The sequence below is a fragment of the Novispirillum itersonii subsp. itersonii ATCC 12639 genome (genome assembly GCF_000381985.1).
Lineage (GTDB): Bacteria > Pseudomonadota > Alphaproteobacteria > Rhodospirillales > Rhodospirillaceae > Novispirillum > Novispirillum itersonii.
The window spans coordinates 1-18,563 of sequence record NZ_KB907340.1 but is presented as its reverse complement, the minus strand read 5'-3'; the positions used below and the strand labels follow the sequence as shown (position 1 = coordinate 18,563).

The 18,563-nt window shown below is 62.5% G+C and carries 11 protein-coding genes, 1 tRNA gene and 1 pseudogene; 9 read left to right on the top strand and 4 right to left on the bottom strand.

Translation table 11 applies throughout. From position 1 onward, the window contains the following. Window positions 1-35: 35 nt before the first annotated feature. The 4 genes from G365_RS0107310 to G365_RS0107295 all read left to right on the top strand — a co-directional run bounded on the left by G365_RS0107310 (window position 36) and on the right by G365_RS0107295 (window position 7,043). Entirely contained in the window at window positions 36-4,886 is a 4,851-nt protein-coding gene (locus G365_RS0107310) for an NAD-glutamate dehydrogenase (RefSeq protein WP_019644858.1), read from the top strand. 210 nt (window positions 4,887-5,096) lie between these two features. Continuing rightward, on the top strand, window positions 5,097-5,444 hold the full coding sequence (locus G365_RS0107305) for a hypothetical protein (protein ID WP_019644857.1): 348 nt from the start codon (window positions 5,097-5,099) through the stop codon (window positions 5,442-5,444). 14 nt (window positions 5,445-5,458) lie between these two features. After that, the gene (locus tag G365_RS0107300) at window positions 5,459-6,733 is read left to right on the top strand and encodes an MFS transporter (RefSeq protein ID WP_019644856.1); all 1,275 of its coding nucleotides are present in this window, start codon (window positions 5,459-5,461) and stop codon (window positions 6,731-6,733) included. 61 nt (window positions 6,734-6,794) lie between these two features. After that, a complete protein-coding gene (locus tag G365_RS0107295) occupies window positions 6,795-7,043 on the top strand; it encodes a hypothetical protein (RefSeq protein ID WP_019644855.1) in 249 nt (82 codons plus the stop codon). 53 nt (window positions 7,044-7,096) lie between these two features. On the opposite strand, the gene G365_RS0107290 is transcribed toward G365_RS0107295, so the two are convergent. The 4 genes from G365_RS0107290 to G365_RS20690 form a co-directional block, all read right to left on the bottom strand. Continuing rightward, window positions 7,097-7,972 (bottom strand): universal stress protein, encoded by an 876-nt coding sequence (locus tag G365_RS0107290; RefSeq protein ID WP_019644854.1) that lies wholly within the window; start codon window positions 7,970-7,972, stop codon window positions 7,097-7,099. A gap of 256 nt (window positions 7,973-8,228) precedes the next feature. Continuing rightward, window positions 8,229-8,720: a YchJ family protein gene (locus G365_RS0107280; RefSeq protein ID WP_019644852.1), complete on the bottom strand. Its 492-nt coding sequence runs from the start codon at window positions 8,718-8,720 to the stop codon at window positions 8,229-8,231. 55 nt (window positions 8,721-8,775) lie between these two features. After that, a complete protein-coding gene (locus G365_RS22800; protein ID WP_019644851.1) occupies window positions 8,776-9,285 on the bottom strand; it encodes an AAA family ATPase in 510 nt (169 codons plus the stop codon). Continuing rightward, window positions 9,269-10,372 carry a phosphotransferase gene (locus G365_RS20690; protein WP_051089859.1) on the bottom strand — a complete coding sequence of 368 codons (1,104 nt, stop codon included), beginning with the start codon at window positions 10,370-10,372 and terminating at the stop codon, window positions 9,269-9,271. Before G365_RS20690 ends, G365_RS22800 begins: the two co-directional genes overlap by 17 nt. A gap of 149 nt (window positions 10,373-10,521) precedes the next feature. Between G365_RS20690 and G365_RS0107270 the strand changes: the two genes are divergently transcribed. From G365_RS0107270 to G365_RS20680, 5 genes and pseudogenes are all read left to right on the top strand, one after another. Then, a tRNA-Leu gene (locus tag G365_RS0107270) sits at window positions 10,522-10,608 on the top strand. Window positions 10,609-11,107: 499 nt separating this feature from the next. Then, window positions 11,108-12,895 (top strand): peptidase domain-containing ABC transporter, encoded by a 1,788-nt coding sequence (locus G365_RS0107260; protein ID WP_019644849.1) that lies wholly within the window; start codon window positions 11,108-11,110, stop codon window positions 12,893-12,895. A gap of 3 nt (window positions 12,896-12,898) precedes the next feature. After that, entirely contained in the window at window positions 12,899-15,154 is a 2,256-nt protein-coding gene (locus tag G365_RS20685; RefSeq protein ID WP_019644848.1) for a peptidase domain-containing ABC transporter, read from the top strand. Further along, window positions 15,144-16,496, top strand: coding sequence for an HlyD family type I secretion periplasmic adaptor subunit (locus G365_RS0107250; protein ID WP_081628476.1), 1,353 nt, complete (start codon window positions 15,144-15,146; stop codon window positions 16,494-16,496). Before G365_RS20685 ends, G365_RS0107250 begins: the two co-directional genes overlap by 11 nt. 137 nt (window positions 16,497-16,633) lie before the next feature. Then, a pseudogene (locus G365_RS20680) lies at window positions 16,634-18,563 on the top strand (hypothetical protein); the annotation flags it as partial.

Below are 18,563 nucleotides of genomic sequence, written 5' to 3'. Positions count from 1 at the left end.
GTTTAAAATAATACACACGCTCAGGATTCAATCTCATGGGACTTCTCCAGCAGACCGCCAAGCAGGATCTGATCGATCGTGCCGTAAAGCTGGTACATGATCGGCTGTCCGGCGACCGTGCCGCAATGGCCGAAAGTTTCCTCCGTCAGTATACGCGCGATGTGCCCCCGGCCGATCTGGAAGAGATCGAAGCCGAGCAGCTTTACGGCTCGGCTGTATCGCTGCTGGGCTTTGCCCGTCAGCGGACCCCCGGCACCCCGAAGATCCGGGTGTTCAATCCGCGTCTGGACGAGCATGGCTGGACCGGCGACCACACGGTGGTCGAAGTGGTCAACGACGACATGCCGTTTCTGGTCGATTCGGTGTCTTCGGCACTGACGTCGCATGGCCTGAATGTGCTGCTGGTGGTGCATCCCATTCTGCACACCCGCCGTACCGCGGAAGGCGCGCTGTCCGAAGTGCTGGATGCTGACGCCCCGGTGGCCGAAGGCGTGCTGACCGAATCGGTGATTCACATCGAAATCAGCGAGCAGGGCGATCCGAAGATCCTGAAGATCATCGCGGATGATCTGGAAACCGTGCTGCGGGACGTGCGTCACGCGGTGGCCGACTGGCCGCAGATGACCCAGCGGGTGCATGCGCTGGCGACGGAAATCACTGAAGGCGACGCCCCCGCCGATGGCATCGAGGAAAAGGCTGAGGATGTCAGCGCCTTCCTCAGCTGGCTGGTGGATAACCATTTCACTCTGCTGGGCACCCGTCATTACGCTTTCACCTATTCCGCTGACACCACCGTTGACGGCGGAATTGCGGTGGAAGGCTCTGACGGTTTCGGCATTCTGCGGGATCCGGATTATCTGGTGTTCGACGAACTGCGCCATATGTCCGACCTGCCGCCGGAAATGCGCGCCTTCGTCAGCCAGCCGACCTATCTGCTGATCACCAAGTCCAACCGCACCTCACGGGTTCACCGCCCGGTGCATATGGATGTGATCGGGGTCAAGCGGTTTGATGCCGTTGGCCGTGTGGTCGGCATTGATATGCTGGTCGGCCTGTTCACCTCCAACGTCTATACCAACAGCGCCAGCTTCGTGCCGGTGCTGCATACCAAGATCGACCGCATCATGCGCCGGGTCGGCTTCCGCCCGTCCAGCCATGACGGCAAGCGCCTGCTGTCGATTCTGGAGAACCTGCCCCGGGATGAGCTGTTCCAGGCCAGCGATGACAAGCTGATGGAAATTGCCGTCGGGATCCTGCATCTGCAGGACCGGGCCCGCACGGCGGTGTTTGTCCGTCAGGATGAGTTTGAACGCTTTGTGTCGGCGCTGGTGTTTGTGCCGCGCGACCGCTTTGACACCGCCCTGCGCCTGACCATCCGCAAGATCCTTGAGGAGTCTTTCGCCGGTCAGCAGATCGCCTATTCCACACAGGTCGGTGACAGCCCGCTGGCCCGCCTGCACTGCATGATCAAGACCGTTCCGGGGCAGATCCCGGTGTGGGACGTCAAGCAGATTGAAAGCCGCATCTCCGAAGCGGCCCGGGCGTGGACCGACCATCTGCACGATGCGATCCTGCAGGCGAAGGGTGAGGAACGCGGAGGCCGTCTGCTGCGCCGCTACGGCATGGCGTTCCCCAGCTTCTACAAGGAACGCTATACGGCCCAGAGCGCGGTGTTCGACATCGACCGGATCGAGGATGCCCTGCATGGATCCGGCCTGTCGCTGAACCTCTACCGCCCGCTGGAAGCGTCGGAAGATCAGGTCAGCTTCAAGGTGTACCGGGTCGATCAGCCGGTGACCCTGTCTGAAATTCTGCCGATGCTGGAAAACATGGGCTTCCTCGTCAGCGGCGAAATGCCGTTCGAGGTGTCTCTGGACGACGGCAAGCGGTCGGTGTGGATCCATGACTTCTCGATGCGCAGTGCTGACGGCACCGCTGTTTCGGTCGGTCAGATCCGCGCGGCGTTCCACGAGGCGTTCCTGTCAATCTGGCAGGGGAACGCTGAAAATGACGGCTTTAACCGTCTGGTTGTGTCCTCCGGGCTGGCCTGGCGCGAAGTGGTCATGCTGCGCGCCTATGCCAAGTACCTGCGGCAGGCGGCCTTCACCTTCTCGCAGCAGTCGATCGAAACGGCGCTGGCCAATCACGCGGGCATCACCCGTCATCTGGTCAAGCTGTTCCATGTCCGCTTCGATCCGGCCGGCAGCGATGCCGATGAGGAAGCCGGTCTGGAAAAGCGGATTCTGGAAGATCTGGAATCGGTCACCAGCTCCGATGAAGACCGGATCCTGCGCCGGTATCTCAACCTGATTCAATCGACCCTGCGCACCAACTTCTATCAGGCAGCGGCTGACGGCGGCCCGAAGGCTTACGTGTCCTTCAAGATCGACAGCCGTAAGGTTGAAGATCTGCCGCTGCCGCGTCCGATGGTGGAAGTGTGGGTGTACAGCCCGCGGGTGGAAGCGATTCACCTGCGCGGTGGCAAGGTGGCACGCGGCGGTATCCGCTGGTCTGACCGCCGGGAAGACTTCCGGACTGAAATCCTTGGCCTGATCAAGGCCCAGATGGTGAAGAACGCGGTGATCGTGCCGGTCGGATCCAAGGGCGGTTTTGTGGTCAAGCGGCCCCCGGCCACCGGCGGGCGGGAAGCTTATATGGCGGAAGGGATCGAGTGTTACCGCACCCTGATGCGCGGTCTGCTCGACATCACCGACAATCTTGTGGCCGGGGCAGTGGTGCCGCCGCCGCAGGTCCGCCGCCGTGACGACGACGACCCGTATCTGGTGGTTGCCGCCGATAAGGGGACGGCGACCTTCTCTGACATCGCCAATGCGATTTCGCAGGAATATGGTTTCTGGCTTGATGACGCCTTTGCCTCCGGCGGTTCGCAGGGGTATGACCACAAGGCGATGGGCATTACCGCCAAGGGCGCGTGGGAAGCGGTGAAGCGTCACTTCCGCGAAATCGGGCACGATACCCAGACGCAGGATTTCACCTGCGTCGGTGTCGGCGACATGTCGGGGGACGTGTTCGGCAACGGCATGCTGCTGTCGCGGCATATCCGTCTGCAGGCGGCGTTCAACCACATGCATATCTTCATTGATCCGACCCCGGATGCGGCGTCGGGCTTTGAAGAGCGCCAGCGCCTGTTTACACTGCCGCGCTCGACCTGGGCTGATTATAACCGCGATCTGATTTCCGCCGGTGGCGGGATCTTTGAGCGGTCAGCCAAGCGCATTCCGGTCAGCCCGGAAATGAAGGCGGCTTTCGGGCTGACGGTTGACAGCATTGCCCCCAACGATCTGATCGTGGTGCTGCTGAAGGCTGACGTTGATCTGCTGTGGTTCGGCGGGATCGGGACCTATATCAAGGCGTCGTCCGAGACCAATGCCGATGCCGGTGACCGCGCCAATGATGCGGTGCGCGTCAATGGCAGCCAGATCCGGGCAAAGGTGGTCGGTGAAGGGGCCAATCTTGGGATTACCCAGCGTGGCCGTATCGAAATGGCCCAGCATGGGGTGCGCCTGAACACCGACGCCATCGACAACTCGGCGGGGGTTGACTGCTCTGACCACGAGGTCAACATCAAGATCCTCGTCAATCAGGTTCTCGCCAATGGCGACATGACCCTGAAGCAGCGCAATCAGCTTCTGGCAGAGATGACCGATGAGGTCGGTGCGCTGGTGCTGCGGGATAACTATCTGCAGACTCAGGCTGTGTCGCTGATGCGGTCGCGGGGTGTGGATCTGCTGGACCATCAGGTCCGCCTGATCCGCATGCTGGAACGCGCTGGCCGTCTTGACCGCGGCATCGAGTTCCTGCCCGATGACGAGACCATTGCCGAGCGTCTGAACAACCGGACCGGATTGACCCGCCCGGAACTGGCGGTGCTGATCGCTTATTCCAAGCTGTGGCTGTTTGATGAAATCATCGACAGCGATCTGCCCGATGATCCGTCGATGGAAGCGGATCTGATTGCCTATTTCCCGACTCAGCTGCGGGAAACCTATGCGACCCAGATCAAGGCCCATAAGCTGAAGCGTGAAATCATCGCCACGCACGCTGCAAACAGCATCGTTAACCGTGCGGGCATCACTTTCATGACTCAGATCATGGAAAAGACCGGCCAGCCGCCAGCGGTGATTGCCCGGGCTTATGTGGTGTCCCGCGATGCCTATGGGCTGCGGCAGCTGTGGACCGATATCGAGGCTCTCGACACCAAGGTGTCGGCGGATATCCAGCTTGATATGCTGAATGCCGCCAACCGCCTGATTGAGCGCAATACCCTGTGGGTGCTGCGTCATGTCGCCCAGCCGATTGATCAGGGTGCCCTGATCGCCTCGCTGCGGGAAGGGGCGGAAGCCCTGCTCGGTGCGGTGGACAGCCTGTGCTCTGCGGATATGGCGGATGCCATCGCCCGCCGGGTGGAGACCCTGACCGCTGCCGGTGTGCCGGATGATCTGGCCCGCCGTGTCGCATACATGGGTCTGCTGGAGTCGGTGCCCGATGTGGTGCGCCTGTCGGGCGAGCTGAACACCAGCATCGCCGTGGCTGCGGCCCAGTACTTTGCGGTTGGCAGCCGCTTTGGCCTGAGCTGGCTGCACAGCGCGGCGGAAGCCCTGCTGCTGTCCGGCAGTCATTGGGAAAAGCTGGCGGCAGCAGCGGTGATCGACGAGCTGTATGCCCTGCAGCGTGCGGTGACAGCGCGGATTCTGACCACGCAGCCGGATACGGCGGCAGATCAGGCGCTGGCGCGTTGGGCCGAAGGCTACCGCGCGGCGGTGGACCGGACCGACCAGCTGTTGGGTGAGCTGCGGGCAGCGGCCAGTGTCGATCTGGCGATGCTGACCGTGGCCAGCCGTCAGTTCGGCTCCTTGGCCGGGTAAGCGGTCAGGCGTTCTGGAAACCGGAAACCGGGGTGTGGCAACGCACCCCGGTTTTTGTTTATCGAAGAAAAAGATAACTCTGCGTCGCATTTGCAGATGCGAAGCGGATTCCCCTCGGCCTGAAAAAGCACTATGACAGTGCAATGCATCGGGGCTGGCGATTCCTGCCTTGATCCGCTTTCAGATCCCTCAGGTTTAAGGACCGCACAGATGGCCCCCAATAAGAAGAACCCGCTGAAGCTCAATCCGCTGCAGCTGAAGACGCTGACCCTGCTGCAGGTGCTGGCGAAGCTGTCAGGCACCAGCCAGCCCGATGCTGCCACCGGCCAGCCGTTTATTACCACCTTCCCCGATCCGCATGGCAACCACTTCCATCTCGGGCCCTACGTGGTGATGTCGCAGGATGCCACCGGCCTGCGCAATGAAGCGGTCTGGGTTGCCCTGACCCGCAAGGGACTGGCGGAAAGCCGCTGGCCGGTCGGCATTGTGCTGACGCAGGCCGGTCAGGACTATGACACCGGCCTGCAGAGCAGCATCCTCCACGGTTCTGATCACTGACCGGGGTAGCCGGGATGACCACGCCGCCCCCCGCACCGGCAGACCGGCTTGATCGTGGGCGGGTTGCGGCGTGGTGTCTGTTTGATTGGGCCAACAGCGCCTTTCCGGCGTTGGTGATGACGTTTATTTTTGCCACGTACTTCACCAAAGCCGTGGCCCCGACCCCGGAGCAGGGCACCGCGCTGTGGGGGTGGGCGATGGGTGCCGCCGGTCTGGGGATTGCGGTGCTGGCCCCGGTCGGCGGCGCGATTGCCGATCAGGCCGGGCGGCGCAAGCCGTGGCTGGCGGCAACCCTGATCCTCTGTGCCGGTTGTACGGCCGGGCTGTGGTGGGTGACGCCGGACCCGGGGTCTGTGCCGCTGGCTTTGATTCTGGTTGCTGTGGCGACGGTCGCCTTTGAAACTGGCATGGCTTTTTATAATGCCCTGTTGCCCGCGGTGGCTCCGCCCCGGCGGCTGGGGGCGGTCTCCGGCTGGGGTTGGGGTTTGGGCTATGCCGGGGGATTGGTGCTGCTGGTGGTGGCGCTGGTCGGCTTTGTGCAGGCCGATCCGGCTCCGTTCGGGCTGGATCCGGCACGGGCGGAGCCGGTGAGGGCGACCATGCTGCTGGCGGCCCTGTGGATGGCGGTGTTTGCCCTGCCGTTGTTTCTGATGGTCCCGGAGCGGCCCCGCAGCCGACCGGCAGGGTCTGTTGTGCGGCGCGGGCTGGCTGATCTGGCCGGTCAGGTGGCTGCCCTGCGACGGGATCGGGTGCTGGGGTGGTTTCTGCTGGCGCAGATGCTCTATCTCGACGGCCTGAACACCCTGTTTGCTTTTGGCGGAATTTATGCCGCCGGAACTTTCGGGATGGGGCTGGATGAAATCATCCTGCTCGGTATTGCCCTGAATGTGACCTCCGGTCTTGGGGCTGCGGTGTTCGGCTGGCTTGATGACCGTCTGGGGGCACGCTGGATCATTGTTGTCGGGGTGGCAGCAATGACCGGGCTGGGGATCGGTCTGCTGCTGGTTTCTTCCAAGGTGCTGTTCTGGGCGCTGGTGCTGCCGCTGGGGCTGTTCTTCGGGCCGGTCCAGTCCGGCAGCCGGACTTTGATGGCACGGATCGCTCCGGAAGAGCGCCGGGCGGAACTGTTCGGGCTGGCGGCGCTGTCGGGTAAGGTAACAGCCTTTGCCGGGCCGATGCTGCTGGCATGGGTGACGGTGGTCAGTGGATCGCAACGGGTGGGGATGGCAACGATCCTGCTGTTCCTGATTGCCGGGCTGGCGATTTTGTTGACGCGGGTCAAACCATAAAGGCCGTTCACGCGTATACTTGAATACTTCTTACTTTCCGCAGACGATCCGGGGCCGGGCCATGCCGCTGAACCGCCATGAAAGCAATGTATTGAAATTCCTGTTCCAGCATCTGGCCGTCGGCACGCTGGGCGGTTTCGTTTTCGGCATTCTGTTGCTGTGGACCGATATCGGCGGCATCCGCACCATGGCAATGCGCTCTGACAGTCCGGCCCTGATCCTGATTCTGCTGTTCTTTGGTCTGTTTGTGACCTTCGGCAGCGTTGGGATGGGGATTGGCATCATGAGTCAGGGCGAGGATAAGAACTGACCCCTCAGTGTCCCGGACCGACACGCCGGGACACTGAGGGCTTGTTGCGCCGGTCAGTGACTGAACAGCACCGGCAGAGTGGCATTATCCAGAATATGGCGTGTCACGCCGCCCAGAATCAGTTGCCGCAGGCGGGAATGGGTGAAGGCCCCCATCACCAGCAGGTCAGCGCCAAGACCGCCACAGGCTGTCAGCAGGGCAGCGCCGACGGCGGCCCCACCGATGCCCGCGCTTTTTACCGGCTGCACGCTGGCGGTAACCCCGTGCCAGGCCAGATAAGTTTCCAGATCGGCGGCGGAGGTGGTGCTGTCCGGCTCTTCAGCGACCAGAATGGTTACCTTTTCGGCCTTCAGCAGCAGCGGCTGGGCGGCGGCAATTGCCCGCATTGCTTCCGGGCTGCCATTCCAGGCAATCGCGATATGGGTGCCCAGCGTGTTGACCGGGCGCGGCGGTGCGACCAGAACCGGACGCCCGCTGTCCAGCAGCACAGCATTCAGGGTTGCCTGCAGCGCAGGTTCTTCTTCAGCCCCGGGGCGCCCGACGATGATCAGGTCGCTCATCCGGCCCTGCAGGGCTGCAACATCGTCTTCCGCGCCGACCACTGTTTTCAGGGTCACCGACAGGGTACCGGGGCCCGGCGGTTCATCCGTGACAGTCAGGTCAAAGCGGTTCACCACCTGCTCAAACAGGGCAGTGACCTCTGCCTCGCGCTCTTTTCCCTGTGTTTCGGTCAGGCGCATCACCTCATCCACCAGGGCGCCGGACATGGCTTCCCCGATCAGGGGGATGGAGGTCGCCGGATCGGGGCGGACATGCAGGACGCGGACATGACAGCCCTGCGTCCGCCCCAGCAGGACGGCGGTTTCCAGTGTGGCAAGGCCGGTGCGGGCATCGGGGATGACCGCCTGAAGAATTTTCAGTCCGGACATTGTTTCTCTCCTGAGTCTTGTCATTCCGGGGGAGTCTCGGGGCGGAATGTCCCGGGGCGAAGGATGGGGCAGAAAAGCCCCTTAGGATTGAATGAGTATGACCTTATTTTCAGCTGGCGGGAAGTGCGCCGGGCGCAGGGCTGTCCCCCGCAGGCGGTCTGCCGGAACCAGTGTCAGAATATTGAAATTTTTGCGGAAACCCTGTGCCGGTAAAAGAAAACGGGCCACCCGGTGGGGCGGCCCGTCTGTGTCGGCGTCAGGCGCCGTGACACTTTTTGTACTTTTTGCCCGATCCGCACGGGCAGGGGTCGTTCCGTCCGACTTTCGGCCCCTGACGGACCACGGTGCGCGGGCCGTTGTTGCCGTCGATATACATCCACGCGCCATCCACTTTCCGGAAGTAGCCGGTTTCGTGGTGGGAATAATCTTTGCCGCCCAGCTTGAAGCGGGCAACGAATTCCACATACCCCTCTTCGTCGTCTTCGCCACCCTGTTCGGTGCTGACCACGGTCAGGCCCAGCCATTCGCTGGACTTGGCCCATTCTTCAACGTGGGTCCGGTTGAAGTCGGTGCGGGCTTCCGGGGCAATGCTGTTTTCGATGTGGTCCACATTGCCGGTGACGAAGGCGCTGTAGCGTGACCGCATCAGGGCTTCGGCCGTCTTGGCCGGGGCAGCACCGGTCAGGATCGGTTCACAGCAGGCGGCAAAGGTCTGGCCGGAGCCACAGTGGCAAAGAAGGTCGGTCATGAACGGTCTGCTTTCTTGAAAAACGGATGGGTCATCATAAGGCGGGTAATCCGGTTCAGGCGGGCTGCCTCAGGGCAGCCCGGGCCTGCCGGTCGGTGTCGCGGCGGGATCCCGAGCTGTTGATCCGGGCCCAGTGGATCGGCCCGGTATCATAGGTTTGCTGCTGCTGCAAGACTGCAACGGTGGCATCGGAGGCATTCCGCGTGCGTTTGCGGATGCGGTCAGCGGCAACATCCATTGCCGCTTCCAGCCACAGGCCACGGAAGGGAACCCCCGCCGCAGCAGCAACGGCGGCGATTGCATCCCGTTCCTCGGGCCGGGCAAACACCGCATCGGCGATCACCGGCAGGCCGGATCCGAGTACGGTCAGCGCATCGGCATACAGCGCGGCATAGGTCTGTGCCGATGCATCCGGGGTATAGGCCTCCGGCGGCAGGGCTTCATAAGGGCCGCGGCCAAACAGGCGTTTGCGGATCACGTCGGTGCGCAGCACGACCGCCCCGGCGGCCTGCCCCAGACCGTCAGCAAGCCGTCGCGCGCAGCGGCTTTTACCCGACCCGGACAATCCTCCGACCGCCACCACCTGCGGAGAGGACGGCAGAAGATACCGTTCCGCCTCCCGCAGGTATCGCCGGGCCTCGCTGTGCAAGGGGGTCGGATCCTGATGGTAGGCGGCCATGACTGGCGATAACATGGGCCCGGATCTGGGCCCGCAGGGACAGGAACAGCGGCAGCAGAACCAGCCCGCCGAGATCGTTGGTCTGTTCCAGCCAGGCATTCAGTACGGTCGATGCTTCCCGGGAATAGCCAGCGTGCCGGAGATCCATCAGCAGGAAGGCCAGATCGTACAGGATGTCAATCTGGGCGAAATCCTGATTGAATTCGATGCAGTCAAAGGCGACCGGCTTTCCGTCCAGCAGGCAGATGTTGCGCAGGTGCAGATCACCGTGGCACTGCCGGACCAGTCCGTCACTGCGGCGCTGATCGAGCCGGGCAGTCAGGGCGTGAATCCGTGACCGGGTCGCAGAGAGGACATGGTCAATCTCCCGCCCCTTGAATACCGTTCCCCGATGGGCCTCCATCGAGGTGGCAATGCCGTCCAGCGTGTGATGCATGGCGGCGGCCCCGCCATAGGACCGGGTCGGCGCGGCTGCTTTGTGGAAGGCGGCCAGCCCTTCAGCCAGATCCAGCAGCAGGGTGCGGTCAAGGCCCTGAGCGGCGGCGATCTGGTCCAGCAGGGCGGTCTGCGGAAAGCGGGCCATCCGGATCACCCAGTCTACCGCCGGTGCGTCCGTCGGCGGATTGTCCTGCAGCGACAGGCTGCCGTCCGGGGCGCGGCACAGGGCCGCAAGGCCGAGATACAGGGACGGTGCGGTCCGGCGGTTCAGGTCAATCTCTGCCCGGCAGGCCCGCTCCCGCGCTGCCAGCGGAACAAAATCCAGAAAGGGCAAGGTGACCGCTTTCTTGATTTTCAGCGCCTGACTGCCAGCCAGAAAGACGGCGGAGATATGGGTGTCGATACGCTCAACAGCGGCATTGGGGGGCAGTCCGTGGGCTGCCGGAGTGGCCAGAAAATCCAGTGCGGCCCCCTGATCATAGGGGGTATGGTCCGCAGCGACGGGCGGAAGGGGCGGAGTGTCTGTCTGTCTCATGGTCTGCACGGTACCTGAAAACACCGGTCAAGAAAACGGCCCAGCCTGCCCGGCAGACTGTCAGATATGCCATGGGTTGCGTAAGGGGTCTTGTCTCAGGTTTGTGAAGCGTTTAGGGTCTGCCCCTGTCTCTGACCAGACCACAGCGTGCCCGCTTGGCGGAATCGGTAGACGCAGCGGACTTAAAATCCGCTTTTCGCAAGAGAGTGCCGGTTCGAGTCCGGCAGCGGGCACCACTGGGGCCGGATCGTCTGCCGGTCCCGCCGTCCTCCTGACATAAAAAGAAGTCCCGGTCCGGGACGTTATCGTTTCGCCCTGTGGCTGTCAGCGAATGGGGATGCTCGGCTTTTTTGACGGTCATCAAAGCATTTCGCGCGCTGTGGATTACGACTTAAGGTTTATGATCTGGTGGGGTGGCCTGCCGGTCATGGCGAAAGGCATAATTGACCCTTGCGGCTGGTTCTGGCTCCATCACACTTGGGCAATCGGGTTTGACGTCTTAACGGTGCGTCCCCTCCGGACCGCGCTTTTGCGCGGGTTTGTAGGGAACATGTTAACGTCTTGGGTGTTATAGCGTTGTGGACACACAGCGGCGCAAACATCGGGTAGTGCGGAATGGGAAGGGTGTATTCCCTGTGATCAGGCAGGGCCGGACCGGTACAGGTCACCGGCCCTCTGAAATCAGGGGTTGATGCGTTGCTGTGCGGTCTGCTGAAGGTTTTAAGGAGCAACCGCATGATCGGCCTGTCCCGCAGTTTTCAGGCTGCACAGAGTCCGAAGGATCTGGTCGCCGGACACCGTCATCTGGCGGAACTTGTCAGTGCGTCGCTGGTGATCAACCTCGTCGCGCTGGCTTTGCCGCTGTCGATGCTGCAGGTCTATGACCGGATTCTGCCGAATCACAATACCGCCACGTTGGATATGCTGACGCTGGGGGTCTTGACGGCTATCGTGCTGGAAGCGTTGCTCCGCACCGTGCGGGAGGGGATCGCCGGTCTCGTCTCCGCCCGCTTTGAACACCGGGGCCATTACGAAACGCTGCGTCGTCTGCTCAGCCTGCCCCTGTCGGGTTTCGAGCGTGATGGCGGCGGTACCCATCTTGAACGCCTGTCAGCGATTGACCGTCTGCGTGACCAGTTTGGCGGGCGAACCCTGCTGGCCCTTGTCGATGCGCCGTTCGTGGTGATCTACCTCTCGGTCATCATGTTCCTTGGGGGCTGGCTGGTGCTGGCCCCGATTGTGGCCTCAGCGATCTTCATCGGTGTTTCGATCTGGCAGGGCCAGCAGCTGCGGGGGGCGACCGAGCAGACCGGCGAACAGGACGAGCGGCGTTTTAACTTTATGCTGGAAACCCTGTCCGGGATTCAGACCGTCAAGGCCCTGTCTGCGGAAGTGCAGATGCTGCGCCGCTTCGAGCGTCTTCTGGAAGGGGCGCTGGGCGGGCGGCGCGGTCTGGCGATCCGTCAGGGGAACGGCCAGATCACCGGGGCGATTTACATGCAGGCCCTGACCGTGCTGACCGTCGCCTTTGGGGCGCTGATGGTGGTGGATCATGCGATGACCGTCGGCAGCCTTGGTGCCTGTACCATGCTGGCCGGGCGGATTGCTCCGCCGATTCAGGCGGCAATCGGGGTGTGGCTGCGCCGTCAGAGTGTGCATACCGCCATCCAGCGGGTGGAAGAGACGTTCTCGATGCCGGTGAACATCTCGATGAAGCCGTTGGAAGTGACGGAAGGCGTTCTGACGCTGGAGAATGTCAGCCACGGCAAGCGTCCTGATGGCACTTTTGTCGTGCAGGACGTCAACCTGACCCTCCGTCCCGGCGAATCCATCAGTATCCGTGGGGAAAACGGCAGCGGGAAATCCCTGCTGCTGTGGCTGATGACCGGGCAGGTCCGTCCTGATAAAGGCCGGGTGCTGATTGATGGTCAGGATCTGTCCTCGCTTGACCCGCAATCTGTCGCCGCGCTGATCGGGGTGCTGCCGGAACAGGGCGAAGTCTTTACCGGGACCCTGATGGAGAACCTGACCCTGTTCGACGCCGAGAGGGAGCAGGACGCCCTGAAGGTGGCCGATGAGCTGGGTCTGAACGAAGTCGCCGCCAGTCTGGCGCAGGGGTTTGATGCCCCGCTGGGGGGGCGGATCGGATCTTCCCTGCCGCGTGGGGTAATCCAGCGTATTGCCATTGGCCGCGTTTTGACTGCGGATCCGCTGCTGCTGCTGTTTGATGATGCCAATGCCCTGCTCGACGGGGCTTCAGATCAACGCCTGACCGAAGCGATTGAGCGGCGGATGCCTACCTGTGGTGTGGTGATTGTCAGCCATCGTCCGTCGACGCTGCGGATTGCCACGACACATTACGAAATCCGCGATGGCCGTCTCCAGCTGCTGGAAAATCCGATGGCGCCGGTGCCTGTAAAGCCGCCGGCCGCTCCGAAGGCTGCCTTGCCGCCCGTTGCGCCGGGTCCGGCTGCCGCTGAGACAGGGCCCCAGCCCGGCAGCGGATCGCAAGGGGGGATGTAAGTCATGACACCGCCGACCACTGAAAATGCCGCTCAGGTCCGGGCCGGTCAGATGCCGGAGACACCGGTTGCTGTGGATGCCGAGGTTCTGACACCGGTCCGCTATGCGTCCCGCGAACTGGAGCTGCCGCCGGAAAACCTGCTGAAGCGCAATGATTTTGGCCTGTGTCTGCCAGTTCTGCTGCGGGTTCTGGGCTGGGCCGGAGATACCCGCCATCTGGTGGAGGCTTTGCCGTATTTCGAGCCTGATCTTGACCTGACCGCTTTGCGGCGAACGATGGTCAATCTTGGGTATACCAGCAAGATACGATCTGCCTCGGTGGCGGGATTGCCGGACCGTGATCTGCCCTGTCTGTTCCTGCCTGATAACGGGCTGGCGATGGTGGTGTTGGAACGGGATGGTCGCCAGTTTCACGTTTTCGACCCAGCCAAGGGTATGACCTCCATAGACGGTGATATTGCCGGGTCTGTGCTGACGTTTGACGCGATCGTTGATGCGGACGAGCAGGCGGTGGCGTTGAAGCATGGCTCATGGCTGCTGTCGACGCTCAAGCGGTTCCGTCCGCATCTGGCACTGGCGATGATCCAGACGGTCTGCATCACCCTGCTGGCCATTACCTCGCCGATGTATGTGATGGCGATTTATGACCGTTTCATCACCTCGGCACAGGATCGTACGCTGGGGGCACTGCTGTTGGTCATGCTGGTGGCGCTGGCGGCAGAGATGGTGCTGCGCTCACAGCGGACCCGCCTGCTGGCTCAGGTGGGGTCCCGTATCGACCTGCTGGTGGGACGGGCGATTTTTGAGCGGTTGATGGGGCTGCCGCCTTCCGTGACGGAAAATGCATCGGTCGGGGCGCAGATCTCCCGGATTAAGGACTTTGAGACCGTCCGTGAATTCCTGACCGGTGCCAGTGCGCAGTCGGTGCTGGATGTGCCATTTTCGATCCTGATTATTGCGACGATTTTCTTTCTCGGTGGCTGGCTTGGTCTGATCCCGGCGGTCGGGGCTCTGGCCCTGATGCTGCTGGGCCTGTGGGCGCGGGAACCGTTGCGTCGGCAGGTGGCGGAAGCTGCCCGCAGTGTTGCCGCCCGGCAGGAACTGGCGATTGAGGCGATCCGCCGTCACCGTCTGCTGCGGACCTCCGGTGCGCTGGGTGTCTGGCTGGAGCGGTATCGGGTGCGATCAGCCCGTGCGGCGCAGGCGAACTTTGCGACGGCCCGGACCACGGCCCTGCTGTCGGTGCTGGCGCAGGGCATTGTGATGACCTGTGGCATTGTCACCCTGTGGTTTGGGGCGACGGCGGCGATGCATGGCTGGATCACCACCGGCGGCCTGATTGCCACGATGATCCTGCTGTGGCGGGCACTGGCACCGTTTCAGGCGGGATTTATGGTGCTGGCCCGGTCGGAACAGGTACAGTCCTCGGCCCGTCAGATTGACCGTCTGATGGAAATGCCGCCGGAACGGATTCCCAACTCGATCATCCGTCCGGTGCGGGCATTGGGGGGCGCTCTCAGCGTCAACCGTTTCAGCCTGCGGTACAGTCAGGACAGTGAACCTGCTCTGCTGGGGGTGACGTTTGATGTGAAGCCGGGCGAAGTGGTCGCCGTGGTCGGTCGCAACGGGGCGGGTAAAACCACCCTGATCAAAAGCGTCGCCGGAATGCTGCGTGGCCAGACCGGGATGGTAAAGATTGACGGCATGGATGTGCGCCGGTTTGACCCGGTGGAGTACCGCCGGGTGATCGCCTATTCCCCGGAGGATCCTGAAATTCTGCGCCGGACCGTCGCCCAGAACATTCAGCTCTCCGATCCGTCGGCAACGCCGGAGGAACTGCGGGATGCGGCGGAAAAAGCGGGAATCCTGAACGACACCCGCGAACTTCCTCAGGGGCTGGAGACGCGTTTTGGTGACCAGAAAGTCGCTTCCCCCAGCGTGCGGACCCGTATCGCGCTGGCCCGCGTTCTGCTGCGGAAAGATGCCCCGATTGTGCTGCTGGACGAACCGGCGGGCGGCCTCGACTTTGACGGCGACACCGCACTGATGAACGTGATCCGTCATCTGAAAGGCCGGGCGACGGTTCTGGTGGTGACCCATCGCCCCAGCCATGTCCGCCTGTGCGACAAGCTGCTGGAGCTGCGGGACGGTCAGGTCGTCCGCTTTGTGCCTGTTGATACCCTGAAACCGAATACGACACCGAACACAGCCGGCGCTGCGCCGCAGGTTACCGCCGGGGAGAATACCAATGCCTCCTGAAACCATGATCCAAGACGCTATGGGCCACCCGGTTGTTGAGCGTGGCCGCCGTAAGCCGCGCCCGATGGCCCATGTTGTCCATCTTGAGGAAGACATCCGAGACCAGCGGCGGAACACCATTCTGTCGATCTCGGCGATTGTCCTTGCGTTCACGGTCTGGGCCTCCACCCAGCCGGTGGCGGAAACTGCGGTGACCTCCGGTCAGGTGGTCGTGAAGGGGTCGATCCAGAAGATCCAGCACTTTGAAGGCGGAATTGTCCGTGCGGTGCCGGTGCGGGACGGCGTGCACGTCAAGGCCGGTGATCCGGTGGTGATTCTTGACCCGGCCGGGTTCGAGGCAGAGGAAGGCCAGCTGATGGCCCGCAAGGCCAGCCTTCAGCTGCAGGCGGAGCGTCTGCGTGCTTTTGCGGAAGGCCGGGCTTTTGACGGTGGCAGCAGCGGCGGTCTTTATACCGGGCTTGGGCAGGATCAGATCGCCATCCTGCGGGCGCAGGAACAGTCGCAGTTTGACCGGCGGGCGGTACTCCAGACCCGGTTGGAACAGCGGCAGGCGGAACAGGACGGTATCCTGCGCGAGCTGTCGGCCACCAACCGTCAGATTGACGTGCTGACGCAGGAGCGGGACGTTTATAAGAATCTGTTCGAGAAGGGGATCGGGTCACGCGTGAATCTGCTGCGGGCAGAGCGGGAGCTGGCCACCGTGCAGGCAGATCATGCCCGCGCTGTTGGCCGACTTGAAACAGTACGGTCAGCCATTGAGGAAGCCAGAAAGCAGCTGACGGAACTGGTCAGTGTCGGTCGCGAGGATGCGATGAGCCGTCTGGGTGCGGTGACCAGTGAACTGGCAGAGGTCGAGGAGAACCTCAACCGGGCCCGTGACAAGGTGAGCCGCCTGATGGTGCGGTCACCGATGGATGGCGTGGTCAAGGGGCTGGCGGTCAATCATTCCGGAGAAGTGATTGCTCCGGGCCAACTTCTGATGGAAATTATTCCTGAAGATGGTGAACTTCAGGTCGAGTCGCGGATTGCCACCAAGGACGTCGGGGCCGTTGCCGTCGGTCAGACCGTGCGTGTGAAGGTGACGGCGTTCGATTTTGCCCGTTATGGCAGCATTGACGGCAAGCTGGATCAGGTCTCGGCCACCACGTTCTTCGACGAACAGAACCAACCTTACTATAAGGCTAAGATTTCCTTGTCTCAGGATTGGGTCGGTAAACAGCATAACCGGCTGATACCGGGGATGGTTGTGCAGGCTGATATTCTGACTGGTGAGAAAACTTTGATCGAATATCTGTTGAAGCCTGTCTATATCGCTGCAACACAGGCGTTCACCGAACGGTGACCGGCGCCTGTCTGCGCGGCAGTAAAGGGTGCTCTGGCAGCGATGATGCCCGGACAGAGATAGGGGCTGTTCTGGGCGTCGCCGGAGATATGTGATAAAGTGGGGAATGCCCGTTTGTCGGGGTATTGGGGGACAGAATGGCTGACGAAAACATTCGCGTTGTCGAACCGGAAGAAATTGAACTGACATCGGAGGTTCCTGTCAGTACTTCCACGGTTGCGGAGGCGCCTGCCCAGGCTGCCCCCATGCAGACCGGTGACGACGAGCTGGACGGCGACATGGATGCGATCGAGCGCGCGATCGACGATCCGGCCGGCGATAACGGTGATAGCGTCGGTGGCCTTGGTGCCGTGCATACCGGCAGCCGACGTGATCTGCAGCCGACCAATGCCAGCCTGCCGATTGAAGCCCGCCCCTCTGAAGAAGGGGCCCTCAACCGTGATCCGGCTGAAGCCCCGGGGGTGACCCCGTCTGACCGCGGAGAGCAGCCGGAGCAGGCGACCCCGCAGGCGGGGGATCAGCAGGCTGAGGCCGCAGCTGACCCGTCTCCGGCCCCGCAGCGGGCGGAAACGGTACCGACCGTTGATGTCAATGCCGCGGACCCCGTGACGATCATTGACCCGAATACGGCCCCTGCCGCCGATCTTCCTGCCGCCGGGGCGGCCCCGGTGGAAGCACTGGCAACTCCACAGCAGGCTGCCGAAACCCCGACCGTTGATCTGCCGCCGGCAGAAGCGGCAGAGCTGGGCAGCCAGAGCCTGACGACGCTGGAAGACACAGCGATCGGGCTGAACCTGACACAGCTGCTGTCCAGCGGGACCGGGACCCTGAGCGTGTTGATCACTGGCCTGCCGCCGGGGACCGTGCTCAACCATGGGGTTCAGACTGGCAATGGCTGGGTTCTGACCGCCGCTGATATTCCCGGTCTGACCCTGACACCGCCGGAAAACTATTCCGGTTCGGTGACTATGAACATTCAGGCCACCACCACTGGGGTTGGCGGTGATGTTGCGACCAGCCAGTTCAGCATTCCGCTGACCGTGACGCCGGTTGCCGATCAGCCGCCTGTGTCGCTGGCGCCGCCCGCTTCGGTGCTGGAAGATGCGGTGATTCCGCTGAATCTTGACACCCGTCTGGTTGATACCGACGGTTCGGAAACTCTCAGCATCCGTCTGACCGGTGTACCGGGAGGGGCAACCCTCAGCGCCGGGACCAAGAATCCGGATGGCAGCTGGTCTCTGACCACCGAGCAGCTGGCCGGGCTGACGATGACCCCGCCGAAAGATTTCAGCGGAACCATCAATCTGACCGTGACCTCGACTGCGACGGAGTCCGCCAACGGAGACTCCAAGACGTCAGTGGCAACGGCCAGCATCGTCATTGACCCGGTTGCGGACGCTGCCAATCTGGCGGTGAAGGCTGCTACGGGGAAAGAAGATCAGCCGATTGCCCTGGATGTATCGGCCTCGCTGAACGACACCGATGGCTCAGAAGTGATGAGCGTCGTCATTTCCAACGTGCCGGCCGGAGCCACTCTGGCACAGAACGGTAAGGCCCTGACTGCCGGTGCCGACGGGTCTTATACGCTGACTGCAGCCCAGCTTGCCGGACTGACAATTAAGCCGCCAGCAAACAGCGATGACGATTTTACGCTGAAAATCAGCGTGACGACGACGGAAACCGCCAACGGCAGCAGCAAGACGGTCGAAGCTGATCTTCCGGTAACGGTGACGCCGGTTGCTGACGCTCCGACTCTGACCGGCCCGACCGGCGGTATTGCCGGGACGGAAGATACGACGGTGACGCTGGATATCGCGTCGGCGCTGACGGACAGCACGAACGAAAGCCTGAGCATCAAGATTGAAGGTGTGCCGGGCAACGCGACGCTGAAGAGCGGCGCTGATACCCTGAAGGCGAATGCGGACGGCAGCTATACGCTGACGCCGGAGCAGCTGAAGGGCCTGACGCTGACACCGGGGGAAAACGACCGGACCTCTGTGACGCTGAAGGTGACGGCGACGTCGACGGAAGCGAATACGGCGGCGGATCCGTCGGAACAGCAGGCTG

Bases quoted from the DNA above. Each gene is read 5' to 3' on its own strand.
- G365_RS0107300 (WP_019644856.1), top strand. From the start codon at position 5,459: ATGACCACGCCGCCCCCCGCACCGGCAGACCGGCTTGATCGTGGGCGG.
- G365_RS0107305 (WP_019644857.1), top strand. From the start codon at position 5,097: ATGGCCCCCAATAAGAAGAACCCGCTGAAGCTCAATCCGCTGCAGCTG.
- G365_RS20685 (WP_019644848.1), top strand. From the start codon at position 12,899: ATGACACCGCCGACCACTGAAAATGCCGCTCAGGTCCGGGCCGGTCAG.
- G365_RS0107280 (WP_019644852.1), bottom strand. From the start codon at position 8,720: ATGACCGACCTTCTTTGCCACTGTGGCTCCGGCCAGACCTTTGCCGCC.
- G365_RS0107260 (WP_019644849.1), top strand. From the start codon at position 11,108: ATGATCGGCCTGTCCCGCAGTTTTCAGGCTGCACAGAGTCCGAAGGAT.
- G365_RS20690 (WP_051089859.1), bottom strand. From the start codon at position 10,372: ATGAGACAGACAGACACTCCGCCCCTTCCGCCCGTCGCTGCGGACCAT.
- G365_RS0107295 (WP_019644855.1), top strand. From the start codon at position 6,795: ATGCCGCTGAACCGCCATGAAAGCAATGTATTGAAATTCCTGTTCCAG.
- G365_RS0107290 (WP_019644854.1), bottom strand. From the start codon at position 7,972: ATGTCCGGACTGAAAATTCTTCAGGCGGTCATCCCCGATGCCCGCACC.
- G365_RS0107250 (WP_081628476.1), top strand. From the start codon at position 15,144: ATGCCTCCTGAAACCATGATCCAAGACGCTATGGGCCACCCGGTTGTT.
- G365_RS0107310 (WP_019644858.1), top strand. From the start codon at position 36: ATGGGACTTCTCCAGCAGACCGCCAAGCAGGATCTGATCGATCGTGCC.